The sequence below is a fragment of the Microcoleus sp. PH2017_24_DOB_U_A genome (assembly GCF_020738205.1).
GTDB lineage: Bacteria > Cyanobacteriota > Cyanobacteriia > Cyanobacteriales > Microcoleaceae > Microcoleus.
In genome coordinates this window covers 135,097-146,653 of record NZ_JAEQCT010000016.1, presented here as the reverse complement: position 1 = coordinate 146,653, position 11,557 = coordinate 135,097, and the positions used below count along the sequence as shown (strand labels likewise).

11 protein-coding genes and 1 CRISPR repeat array are annotated in these 11,557 nt (G+C 45.6%); of the genes, 8 read left to right on the top strand and 3 right to left on the bottom strand.

Annotation, left to right across the window (positions count from 1 at the left end; all coding sequences use genetic code 11):
- Positions 1–12: 12 nt before the first annotated feature.
- Positions 13–312, bottom strand: coding sequence for a contact-dependent growth inhibition system immunity protein (locus tag JGK07_RS01385; protein WP_293174686.1), 300 nt, complete (start codon positions 310–312; stop codon positions 13–15).
- Positions 309–848, bottom strand: a complete 540-nt coding sequence (locus tag JGK07_RS01380; protein WP_293174689.1) for an RNase A-like domain-containing protein — start codon at positions 846–848, stop codon at positions 309–311. Before JGK07_RS01380 ends, JGK07_RS01385 begins: the two co-directional genes overlap by 4 nt.
- A 498-nt stretch (positions 849–1,346) precedes the next feature.
- On the opposite strand from JGK07_RS01380, the gene rfbF reads away from it, so the two are divergent.
- The 7 genes from rfbF to JGK07_RS01350 all read left to right on the top strand — a co-directional run bounded on the left by rfbF (position 1,347) and on the right by JGK07_RS01350 (position 6,729).
- On the top strand, positions 1,347–2,123 hold the full coding sequence (gene rfbF / locus JGK07_RS01375; protein WP_293174692.1) for a glucose-1-phosphate cytidylyltransferase: 777 nt from the start codon (positions 1,347–1,349) through the stop codon (positions 2,121–2,123).
- Positions 2,124–2,573: 450 nt separating this feature from the next.
- Positions 2,574–2,948 (top strand): acyl-CoA dehydrogenase family protein, encoded by a 375-nt coding sequence (locus JGK07_RS33095; RefSeq protein ID WP_366934274.1) that lies wholly within the window; start codon positions 2,574–2,576, stop codon positions 2,946–2,948.
- Positions 2,949–3,015: 67 nt separating this feature from the next.
- Complete coding sequence (locus JGK07_RS33090; protein WP_366934273.1) at positions 3,016–3,606, top strand: hypothetical protein; 591 nt, start codon at positions 3,016–3,018, stop codon at positions 3,604–3,606.
- 41 nt (positions 3,607–3,647) lie between these two features.
- Positions 3,648–3,812: a hypothetical protein gene (locus JGK07_RS01365; RefSeq protein WP_293174698.1), complete on the top strand. Its 165-nt coding sequence runs from the start codon at positions 3,648–3,650 to the stop codon at positions 3,810–3,812.
- Positions 3,796–4,527, top strand: a complete 732-nt coding sequence (locus JGK07_RS01360) for a cyclase family protein (protein WP_293174701.1) — start codon at positions 3,796–3,798, stop codon at positions 4,525–4,527. Before JGK07_RS01365 ends, JGK07_RS01360 begins: the two co-directional genes overlap by 17 nt.
- Positions 4,528–4,674: 147 nt before the next feature.
- The gene (locus tag JGK07_RS01355; protein ID WP_293174704.1) at positions 4,675–5,421 is read left to right on the top strand and encodes a DUF1995 family protein; all 747 of its coding nucleotides are present in this window, start codon (positions 4,675–4,677) and stop codon (positions 5,419–5,421) included.
- Positions 5,422–5,949: 528 nt separating this feature from the next.
- Positions 5,950–6,729, top strand: a complete 780-nt coding sequence (locus JGK07_RS01350; RefSeq protein WP_293195714.1) for a metallophosphoesterase family protein — start codon at positions 5,950–5,952, stop codon at positions 6,727–6,729.
- Between the two features lie 392 nt (positions 6,730–7,121).
- A CRISPR array of direct repeats spans positions 7,122–8,693; the repeat unit is 36 nt; unit sequence CTTTCCCAAACGACTTCCCCGCAAGGGGATTGAAAC.
- A 556-nt stretch (positions 8,694–9,249) separates the two neighbouring features.
- Here JGK07_RS01350 and JGK07_RS01345 read toward each other — a convergent pair.
- Positions 9,250–10,101 carry a M48 family metallopeptidase gene (locus JGK07_RS01345; RefSeq protein WP_293189673.1) on the bottom strand — a complete coding sequence of 284 codons (852 nt, stop codon included), beginning with the start codon at positions 10,099–10,101 and terminating at the stop codon, positions 9,250–9,252.
- Positions 10,102–10,811: 710 nt separating this feature from the next.
- Here JGK07_RS01345 and JGK07_RS01340 point away from each other — a divergent pair.
- Positions 10,812–11,339, top strand: a complete 528-nt coding sequence (locus JGK07_RS01340) for a DUF4330 domain-containing protein (RefSeq protein WP_293174713.1) — start codon at positions 10,812–10,814, stop codon at positions 11,337–11,339.
- Positions 11,340–11,557: the final 218 nt, after the last annotated feature.

The following is an 11,557-nucleotide window of genomic DNA, read 5'->3' as shown; positions in this document are numbered from 1 at the left end:
CCAACCGCCGAATCATCGGAGATTTATCAACGATTGCTGCACGGATTCCAGCCATTCTCTGACAGTTTGATTTTTCGATTGTGGGTCATAGTAACAGCCTAATTCATCCAGGACGAAGGTTTCTAAATCTGGTTCGGAAATCGACATTTCTAGCAGTTGACTAAGTTCTTGCGATGCAGCTTCAATACTTGCGGGGGGTTCGCTGTTCAGGTAGTTATTGACTACATCACTGGGAGTGTCAGCTTCTAGCGCCCACTCTTGGTGAAAGTAGGAACTGAAAAATTGGGTTAAATTAGGAAATTGATCGATCATTGGGGATAAGCTGTGAGAATAAAGTATCCGGGAGGTAATTTATTGCTGCGCTGGAGGACGATTTTCAGGCGAGAGACTGGAGTTGCTTTGGATGAGCGGCGGCGCAGAGTAATGCCAATTGTTCTGTTGGCGTTGTAGTCGATCGTATAACGATTGCCTCCTTTTTTTACCCAGGAGGCGATCGCACTTTGATTTTTGGACATTGCTTCCGCAATCGCCGCTTCAGCGACGGAACGGTTAGCAAAGGAAGATGCAGCAGCAATTTCCATTTCTCGTCCGAGTCGCTGTGCTAATTCTCCTTCTGTTTTACCAACGTGTCTCTCTAAAGTGTGTCCTCCTGCGGCTTCGTGAACATCCAATCCGCCGCCCGGTATCTTAGGGACAAAGGCTATGGTGGTTTGTGGTATATTTGAGATTTCCCCTGCAAAAACAGCGCCACCAACAGCGGATATTGCCGAGTGCAATAAGATTGTGATTGAGGCGATCGCGCAGATTATACCTAAAAATCTTTTTAGGCGATCGAGTTGACTTTTCATTGTTGTTTTTGATGTTCAGTATAGTTGTCTAATGTTTTTGTCTGTTTCCTAGTTTAGCATTAGTGATAGTCCTGGACGCACAGGTGCCTAGAAACCAAATTTTTTACGAAAATTATGCGCTCTCAGGGTGCATCTCACGCAAGGAAAATATGTTTGTAGGGGCGAAGCATGACCGTAGTCAATATAGGATTATAACTAATAACTTATATGCGGTCATGCTTCGCCCTCTTCAAAATTGAGATGCACCCCGCTCTCACCCACAAATTAGGTTAAAAACCAGGTTTTTTTGAGGTTGATGCGTCCGGGACTGAGTGAGTTAGGAATTGCACGCAGCATTTAAGTGCGCGATGCACAGTCCGCACCCTACATTGTATTTAGAATAGGATTTTTTTAGGGTTTACAAAGCTTCACTCAATCTGAGAAATTATTAATAATTCTTTGAAAAAATCCCAGATAATTGATGATAGATTAATTGATAAGTTTTCAAAAGGTGAAAAAATGCAAGTAGTCATCCTAGCGGGCGGTCTTGGTACTCGTCTGAGAGAAGAAACAGAATTTCGCCCCAAGCCTTTAGTTGATGTCGGCGGGCGCCCGATTATTTGGCACATCATGAAAATATACGCCCACTACGGCTTCCAAAACTTCATTGTCTGCTTGGGCTATCGCGGCAACATGATTAAAGAATATTTCCTGAATTATGAAGCCATGAACAATGACTTTACGATATGTCTGGGACGGAAAAATACCATCACTTATCAGCAGGAACATCGCGAACAAAATTTTCATGTAACGCTGGCTGATACTGGTGCAGAAAGCATGACGGGAGGGCGGGTAAAACGGATCGAAAAATATATCGATGGCGAGAATTTCATGGTGACTTATGGTGATGGAGTTGCTGATGTCAATATCGATAAATTGATGGAGTTTCACAAGTCTCACGGTAAGCTGGCAACTGTAACTACATTTCGCCCGATTTCACGTTTTGGGATTTTGGATGTTGACAGTGAAGGTCAAGTACGAGAATTTGCTGAAAAACCTCAAATAGACGGCTGGATTAGTGTTGGATATATTATATTTAACCGCCGGATATTTGAGTATTTGGGTGAGGATGATTGTGTTTTAGAACAGGAGCCAATGCAGCGTTTGGCAGCAGATGGACAGTTGATGGCTTACCGCCATGAAGGCTTCTTTTATGCGATGGATACTTATCGGGAATATAAGTATTTAAACGAGCTTTGGGATGAAGGGAAGGCTCCTTGGAAAGTTTGGGAATAATGATTAATTAAGATGGCGGTTTAAACCAGGAAAACGGCGGTTTAAACCAGGAAAACGGCGGTTTAAACCGCGTCTACACAAAGGAAGTCTGCCTCCGCAGACTGAAGAAACGGCGGTTTAAACCGCGTCTACACAAAGGAAGTCTGCCTCCGCAGACTGAAGAAGCTAATATAATTTTAATCGCATTGTCTTCAACCCACGGAGGTGGGTTTTGTTTCTATAGACGCGGTTTCAACCGCCGAGTCTGAAGATTCAACCCACGGAGGTGGGTTTTGTTTCTATAGACGCGGTTTCAACCGCCGTTTCTGAAGATTCAACCCACGGAGGTGGGTTTTGTTTGTGTAGACGCGGTTTCAACCGCCGAGTCTGAAGATTCAACCCACGGAGGTGGGTTTTGTTTCTATAGACGCGGTTTCAACCGCCCAGTCTTCTATAAAATCATCATAAAAAATGGATTTTCAATATATTCTAAACAGCGCGGAAAGTTACCTAAAAGAGTGCGTTGCACCCCGCGCGGAAATTATCGACAGTGACTCGGAAGCGCTGAAAACAGCACTTTTAGGATTGGAAAATCGATCGCTCTTAGCGTTGCGCGTTCCCCAAAAATGGGGCGGCGCGGACATTCCACCGGAGCTTTTTTACCAATATCAGGAATTGACTGCGCGATATTCTGGGGCTTTGTCTTTCCTGCAAACTCAGCACCACAGCGCAACTGCGATGATTGCTAGCAGTGACAATGAAATGCTCAAAGGCAGATACTTGCGCGCGATCGCCCAAAAAGAGTTACGCTTGGGTGTTGGGTTTTCGCATTTGAGGCGATCCTGAAGATGGCTATCTACTGTCGGGGAATGTTCCTTGGATTACTGGTTTTGGCTTGTTTGAAAAGTTTATTGTGGCTGCGGTACTTCCAGACAATCGCGCGGTTTTTGGTTTGCTGCCTTTTGCTAATATTGAACGGGAATCTGGTAAAATAGCTGTCAGCGAAATCATGCCGTTAATCGCGATGAATTCGACTAATACTGTGACAGCAAGTCTTAATAATTGGTTGTTGCATGAATCGGAAATAATTTCGGTTAAAGCTGTCGGTTGGATTGCGGAAAATGACAGCAAAAATATCCTGAATTTTGTGCCGGTTACTTTTGGCTGTATTCGCGCGGGATTGGATGTAATTGTAGCGGCGGCGATAGTTAAAGATTCGCCTGCGATTGTGGCGGCTTGCACAAAATTGGAACAGAAGCTCGATCGGCTAAAACAGCATTTCCTACAATCTCAACATAGCTCAAAAGCCGAACAATTAGCGCTCCGAGCGGAAGCTATTGATTTGGCTGTGCGGTGCGGGCACGCTGCGGTGGTGGTTTCTAGCGGTGCGGCTAACGGTAGGCTGCACCCGGCTGGAAGAGTTTATCGAGAGGCTTTGGTGTATACTGTTTCCGGGCAAACAAAGGATGTGATGGCAGCGACGCTCGATCGCATTCTAGAGTGATTCAGCTAGGTTGATTTTGATTTGAATCTGGAACGGGCAAGATGCCCATTCCACAAGAAGAAAAAAATGTGGGATGGGCATCTGGAAGGGGCAAGATGCCCATTCCACAAGAAGAAAAAAAAATGTGGGATGGGCATCTTGCCCGTCCTAATATTGTAGGTATATCAGCTAACCTGAGTTTTTGTGTCGATGACAAACAACTTTAACTCAAATAATTTAAAAACGATCGCCTACCGCGACATTATAGACTTAACCCATGCAATTCATCCACAGATTCCCATCTGGCGGGGTGATCCAGCGCCGGAATTTGAAATAGTATCTGAAATAGACAAAAACGGCTATTTCCTGCGAAAATTCTGCATGGGAGAACATAGTGGCACTCACATCAACGCACCGAATACCTTCGATCCAGCAGGCGCGAGTGTTGATAGTTATGCGCCCCAGTCTCTAGTTTTGCCCGGAATTGCGATCGACCTTCGGGAGCAATGTCTTGCCAATCCCGATTACACTTTAACGATAGATGATATATTGAATTGGGAACGCCAGCACAAATTTATTGAACCGGAAAATCTAGTTCTATTATATACTGGATGGCAAGCTAAATGGAATGATGAGCGAGCATTTTTCAATCCTGACGATGGCGGAGTTTGCCACTTTCCGGGATTTGGTCAAGCTGCAACTCAATTTTTGCTGGAAGAGCGATCGATTGCGGGAATTGGTATTGACACTCACGGAGTCGATCCGGGACAAGATGAAAGTTTTGCTGTGAATAAAATGGTATTGCAACAGCAGCGAATTGTGCTGGAAAATCTGGCAAATCTCCACTTTTTACCTGCGGCAGACTTCACTTTGGCGATCGGAATATTACGCCTTTTGGGAGGTTGCGGTTCGCCCGTGTCCGTGTTAGCTTTTGTAGCTTAAGCTGTGGCATATTTGAATTGCATATTTCGGGCGGGCTGGAAGCCCACCCCACAAGATTTTGATTATTTATTAAGTCTAATTTAAATTTTGATTAGCTTAATGCGGTAAAATTGGATTGAGAGAAGTCGAGTACGAATAATAAGATTAATGACAGAACTGCCTAACGATCTCAATGATGCGATCGCCCAATCGCGCATTGCCACCGCCGCCGCCCTCTCGGATGGCATGAATCTCCTGCAAGTCGAATTAGTCTTTCCCGAAATCGCCCTGCAAGCACAGTCTATCACGCAACAATTCTTACCAGAATTTGAGGAAAGCCACTCCGGGATGAAAGTGTTTTTTCCCGATGCTGGTGCAGCCGCCCTCGCCCGCCGCGATTGGGGAGAAGTACCTTTTAAAATAAGTGATTTGGGCAGCAGCCGCACTCCTGTTGAAGATAATATAGCACCGGAAGATCAACTGTTTTTGCTGGTTAATCCGGCGGCGGTAGAGGTGTCGCAAGTTGAAAAACTTTATATAGCTGCGGCGGGCCGCCCTGTGATCTTGCTCAACCCGCGCCTAGAAGATGTTGCTACTATAGGTATAGGTTATGCAGGCCGTCAGTTGCGCGATCGATTCCTGAGCAAAATCGAATCTTGCTATTACATCAGGCCGCTAGATACGGCAGCTTTATTCCGCTGCTATCCGCAACCGTGGCAAGTCTGGCTGGAAATAAATGACGAATACGAATTAATTTCGGAAACTGCTCAAAAACCTGTGGGAGACGATTTAGAACGGATTTTAGCGAAGGCTATGGGAGTCGCCGATCCTGATTCGACTGCACCGGCAAAACCGCTAAAAAAGAAAGGTTTTTTAGCAGAAATGCAGACTTTCCTCAAGGCTTTGACTCAGTAGTATTGTAGAGTGCGTTAGCTAGAGTTATTTTCGATTTGCTCGATCGACTCATCGCTGGCGCATCCTACACCTTAAACAGTTGACAGTTGACAGTTGACAGTTGACAGCGAAGTGATAAGAAGGGAGATTTAAACTCCGCTATTATCACAATCTGCCTTCATGCTGGGGCTTCAAACCCATGCTATTCGGTGAAATCATTGTTGAGTCAATCTAAAATCGACTGACTCGATAGTAGTAATTGCCACAGCAGAATTAACAGCGGTTATCAATTCTCTGAAAGACTTGCAGGAGAGGGCACTCCCGTGTTTCTAGGGTATCTTTGTACTTCACTTATACCGAAAGCTGGGATAACTTCTCAGTGTTGCGATCTGTAACTACGCAAATAAAATTGTGAACTTTACCAAAAGTTTATAAAAGTAGTATAATGGGTGACACCCCTCCTCAGCGAAAGATCGGAGGAAATAGCAGCTAAATCAGATGCTATAAGCGAGTAATTAAGGTTTCGATTCAGGAAAGCGGATAAATACAGTGAACCAGCGGCGCATTGTTATTGGGGACGTACACGGGCATTACGACGGGTTAATGCTTTTGCTAGAGGCACTTGCCCCGAGTTCGGACGATCGCGTATATTTTTTAGGAGATTTAATCGATCGCGGGCCGAAAAGCGCTCAGGTATTAGATTTTGTGCAGCAAAGCCCCTACCAAACGCTGCTGGGAAACCACGAACAACTGATGTTAGATGCTTTGTCGGGGCCCTCAGTGGATATGCGGGCGTGGCAGTCTTGGCTGTACAGCGGTGGGGATGCGACTGTCGCTAGTTACAAGGATACAGGGATGATGCCGTACAAACACTTAGATTGGCTGCGATCGCTCCCAACGCATCTAGACTTAGGGGATATCTGGCTGGTGCACGCGGGTGTGCATCCAACTATGCCAATTGACAAACAGTCGATCGAACAATTGTGCTGGATTCGCAAGGAATTTCACGCGATACCGAAACCGTATTTTCCCGATAAATTAATTATTACCGGTCACACGATCACGTTTACCTTTGAGGGTGTGAGGCCCGGGGAATTAGTCAGGGGCCAAGGGTGGCTGGATATTGACACGGGGGCTTATCATCCAAAAAGTGGCTGGCTGACTGGATTTGACTTGAGTTATCGCAGAGTTTATCAGGTAAATGTGTTTAACAATCAAGTGCGGATTTTGCCGTTTGATGAAGTTGTCAGACAATTGAAGCCGCAGATTCCACCTCCAAAAGCTCAGTTGAAAGCTCAGTTGAACTCTGTTGTTCAACAGGAAGCTTAATTCCAAACGAAGTGCTGGGAAAAGCTTGACAATTTGTTCTTGAGTCTCTATTGTTTGTAGTAGTGGAAAGCAAGGGTTTTTCACGCGGAACTTTGAAAATTGAATAGATTTTGCGATCGCCTGCGGTTGGTTTCATAACTGCAAGCGATTTTGATCTAGGTGGGCGATCGGCTGCGGTGGGTTTCATTGCCGCAATTGATTTCGACGCACCTAGGGCGATCGGTGAAACCCTGATTCTTGAGTTGAGGTGCGTCGATTGTGTTTGTAGTCTGGGGTTGAGCGTTTTCAATCCTATGCTTGTTGAAGATGACCCCCCATCTATTGAGAGTGAAAAAACGGTGCGTCGATTTGGCGTCTGGAACGCTCTCTGGGTAAGGGTTTGTAGCCGAACTCTTTCCCAAACGACTTCCCCGCAAGGGGATTGAAACATTTAGAGGTACAAAGTACTCCGAATTTCGTATAGCCTTTCCCAAACGACTTCCCCGCAAGGGGATTGAAACCGTTCCTCAGTAAAAATCGTAACTGTCTTGTTACAAGTACCTTTTCCAAACGACTTCCCCGCAAGGGGATTGAAACGAGAACGCCGTCCGCCAGTTGCAACGAAACACGTCGCTTTCCCAAACGACTTCCCCGCAAGGGGATTGAAACTTCTTGAGCTTGAACGGCCCGGTTCCAAAAATTGATAGTCAACTTTCCCAAACGACTTCCCCGCAAGGGGATTGAAACTTTTGGATTAAACCAGAAACTAAAACAACAAACAATCCACTTTCCCAAACCACTCCCCCGCAAGGGGATTGAAACATTGTTTCTTCCGAAGAAAAATTTATACACAAACCCAAATCCTTTCCCAAACCACTCCCCCGCAAGGGGATTGAAACTGTATTTGACTTTCGGAAAACAATATTTCGCAAAACTTTCCCAAACTACTTCCCCGCAAGGGGATTGAAACGTTTTCATTTCTATTCTCCATAGCTCATTTCTTCGAGCCTTTCCCAAACTACTTCCCCGCAAGGGGATTGAAACGCAGGGTTGCTGGAAATTTAATTCTTGTAATTGGTCTGCTTTCCCAAACGACTTCCCCGCAAGGGGATTGAAACCAAGTACCTCCTTGGCAACTTGAATAATTTCGTGGCTTTCCCAAACGACTTCCCCGCAAGGGGATTGAAACTGTTGATGTCTGTTCCAACAATTAAAATTGAGTTAGCTTTCCCAAACGACTTCCCCGCAAGGGGATTGAAACCAAATTCCGCAATAATTGTCGCCTGGCTTCTTAGCCAACTTTCCCAAACGACTTCCCCGCAAGGGGATTGAAACGAGAGTGGCTAAAGCTGCCATAAGGACAGAAAAGACACTTTCCCAAACGACTTCCCCGCAAGGGGATTGAAACTTCTGCGACGATCCGCCAACGATGGCGAAAATACAACTTTCCCAAACGACTTCCCCGCAAGGGGATTGAAACAAAAAGCAACAATGGTTTATTATTTCCCCTTCTTTCCCAAACGACTTCCCCGCAAGGGGATTGAAACAAGATTCTGGAACTTTGGAAGTTTGTTCTCTGTCAGCTTTCCCAAACCACTCCCCCGCAAGGGGATTGAAACTCTATTAAAAGTCAGAATTTCAACTTCCGCTTCTATAGGTTCTTTCCCAAACCACTCCCCCGCAAGGGGATTGAAACGCCCCAACGTTGTGCGAGTGCACCCGAGACAGAAACAGTCTTTCCCAAACCACTCCCCCGCAAGGGGATTGAAACGGTATGCTTTCTTGTACCTCTCTGCACTGAACTTTCCCAAACCACTCCCCCGCAAGGGGATTGAAACATGAAATTGTTAAACTCAAGGTTTTGACTTTGTTGACTTTCCCAAACGACTTCCCCGCAAGGGGATTGAAACTTCTTGATTTTGATTGCCAAATCACTTGGAATTTTGCTTCTTTCCCAAACCACTCCCCCGCAAGGGGATTGAAACTCCAAAAACTTAATCTCGGTGAAAAACCCGGTTTCTTGAGTTTTATGTGTCAGTTATAGAACCCATTTGACATCTTTGAGTTTTTGGGTTGTGTGACGAGAAATATAGAGAGAAACCCGGTTTCTCAGATTTAGGCAAGGGGCAAGAAACCGGGTTTCTACGAGTTTTTCGGTTGGGTGACGAGAAATATAGAGAGAAACCCGGTTTCTCAGATTTAGGCAAGGGGCAAGAAACCGGGTTTCTACGAGTTTTTGGGTTGGGTGACGAGAAATATAGAGAGAAACCCGGTTTCTGAGATTTACGCTCATGGCAAGAAACCGGGTTTCTACGAGTTTTTCGGTTGGGTGACGAGACATATAGAGAGAAACCCGGTTTCTCAGATTTACGCTCATGGCAAGAAACCGGGTTTCTACGAGTTTTTCGGTTGGGTGATGAGACATATAGAAAGAAACCCGGTTTCTCAGATTTACGCAAAATAGCTCTCAAATGGGTTCTATAGAATGCGTCACCTTGAGTTCGATCGCACTTCAACGCAACTCACCCACCCTACCAAAAACTACGATCGCAACAACCGACGCATTTCCAGCTTATAAGCCGCATTATTCAAACCTTCACCGCTAGCCAGATCCGGATCAATAGCCTGGGAAATCGCAGCAATTCGATCGCTAGTCGCCGGGTGAGTGCTCAAAATACTCGGTGGAGAAGGCTTGTTAAGCAACTTTTTCATAAAATCAACCATCCCAGATTGAGCGTAGCCCGATCGCCCCATAGTTTGCAAACCCAACTGATCCGCCTCATACTCAGCTTGACGGCTGTGAGGGCGACGCAAAGCCAACTCCACCCCAATCTGAACCGCCTTAGAACCATCCAGCCCAGTCGCCGAAGCTACACCAGATGCGATCGCCATTTGACGCATTTGCTTAATCGAATGGCGAGCACTAATATGCCCGATTTCGTGCGCGATCACGCTTGCTAATTCCGCCTCATTATCCGCCGCCGCCATCAAACCCTTATTCACATAAACAAAACCGCCCATCGTCGCAAAAGCATTAATATTGTTATCGTCAATCACCTGAAAAGTATAAGGAATATCCGGGCGATCGCTTTCTTGGGCCAGTCGCTGACCGATGCGGTTGATGTATGCTGTAGTAGCCCGATCGCGATCGATCCTAAACTCCCTACTCGTCAACTGCTGATTGATTTGTCGGCCAACAGTCACCTCCTGGCGATCGGACATATTCGACAATTGAATAACTTGAATCCCCCGCAAAATCAGTTCCGGTAAAGAAAATGCTTGAGTCGGTTGTGGGGAAATCACGCAGATACCCGCAGCCACAATCACCGACAGAAATAGATAAATCCCCCGGCCACAACTACGCCGACAAGTCAACCAAAAACCTTTTAACATGATTTATACGCCCTAGAAGAAGGAAGAAGGAAGAAGGAAGGAAGAAGGAAGAAGGAAGAAGGAAGAAGGAAGAAGGAAGAAGGAAGAAGGAAGAAGGAGATAAGATGTCGGTTGAAACCGAATCTACAAAAACAAAGTCCGCTAGGGTGCATCTGGCGCAAGGCGAATATAGCCTTTATCAAAAAGATGAGGTATGACTGACAGCTTATATAACCGCTTAAACCAAGAGGGCTGAAGCCCAACAACATACCTCATCTTTCTGAGAACCGCTATATATTCGTAGGGGCGAAGCATGACCGCAGAAAATAGGAGATTATAACTAATAACTTATATGCGGTCATGCTTCGCCCTCTTCCTTGCGCCAGATGCACCCGTCCGCGAAACGCGAGACTCAAGAAAATAATGTAATTTCAACCGTCGCTTCTTCAACCTGCGGAGGCAGGTTTTGTTTGTATAGACGCGGTTTCAACCGCCCGGTCTTTTTTTTTAGGAAAAACTCAAAAAGTCACTAAATCGGCAGACGAAATATAACGCTACTTAGTTGCTATTTTAACTTGTTCCTAAATTTTAACCACTCTCCCCTCTCCCCATCTCCCCCTCTTCCCATCCCCCACTCTCCAAGTCCTGCGGATTTTGGGCGATCGTTGTGGTAATATCTTTTGGCTTGTACAGATACTCCTGTCGCTGTCAGTGAATTAAGTAAGCGATTTATGAAAATTTTGGATTCTCAAGGCCGGTTGTTCGGCAAACTCAGCATTCTAGACGTAGGTGCAGCAATGATTGTGCTGCTAGTTGCAGTCGGCATCTTCTTCTTTCCCGGTACTTCCGGCGGTTCCGTCGCCCAAGTCGGCGGCGCCAGCGTCAAAACCGTAGAAATGGATGCAATTGCGATCGGACTCAAAGGCACAAACTTTCAAGAGTTATTCAAAGCCGGCGATAAAATCAACGTAGTAATCCGCAACCAGCCCTCTGGTCAGATTACAATCAAAGAGGTAAAAACCATAACTAGAACCCTCGCAGTTCCTCAGCCCAACGGCACCTTAAAAGCTGTCCCAGATCCTAGAGAAGAAGAATCTTTCAGCAGAAATATGAGATTTACTCTAGAGGGGAAAGGTCAAATTACTGAAAACGGCCCGGTTTTAGGAAATATGAAAGTCAAAATCGGAACTACTCTCGAACTTGAAGGCAAAAAATACATTTTCAACGCCAGCGTCATCGACGTGCGAGTCAAAGAATAGTCAGTTGACAGTCAAATAGGTACGTAGTTGGGCTTCAGCCCTCTTTACACATATATTTAAAGAGGGCTCAAGCCCAACTACGTACCTTGATTAATTTTGAGCGATGCTTTCATCTCCCGACAATAAAACTACCCTGCTTCGATTTCAACGCCAGCGTCATCAACGTGCGAGTCAAAGAATAGTCAGTTGACAGTCAAATAGGTACGTAGTTGGGCTTC

Bases quoted from the DNA above. Each gene is read 5' to 3' on its own strand.
- JGK07_RS01340 (WP_293174713.1), top strand. From the start codon at position 10,812: ATGAAAATTTTGGATTCTCAAGGCCGGTTGTTCGGCAAACTCAGCATT.
- JGK07_RS01380 (WP_293174689.1), bottom strand. From the start codon at position 848: ATGAAAAGTCAACTCGATCGCCTAAAAAGATTTTTAGGTATAATCTGC.
- JGK07_RS01385 (WP_293174686.1), bottom strand. From the start codon at position 312: ATGATCGATCAATTTCCTAATTTAACCCAATTTTTCAGTTCCTACTTT.
- JGK07_RS01360 (WP_293174701.1), top strand. From the start codon at position 3,796: ATGACAAACAACTTTAACTCAAATAATTTAAAAACGATCGCCTACCGC.
- JGK07_RS01355 (WP_293174704.1), top strand. From the start codon at position 4,675: ATGACAGAACTGCCTAACGATCTCAATGATGCGATCGCCCAATCGCGC.
- JGK07_RS33095 (WP_366934274.1), top strand. From the start codon at position 2,574: ATGGATTTTCAATATATTCTAAACAGCGCGGAAAGTTACCTAAAAGAG.
- JGK07_RS01365 (WP_293174698.1), top strand. From the start codon at position 3,648: ATGCCCATTCCACAAGAAGAAAAAAATGTGGGATGGGCATCTGGAAGG.
- JGK07_RS01345 (WP_293189673.1), bottom strand. From the start codon at position 10,101: ATGTTAAAAGGTTTTTGGTTGACTTGTCGGCGTAGTTGTGGCCGGGGG.
- rfbF (WP_293174692.1), top strand. From the start codon at position 1,347: ATGCAAGTAGTCATCCTAGCGGGCGGTCTTGGTACTCGTCTGAGAGAA.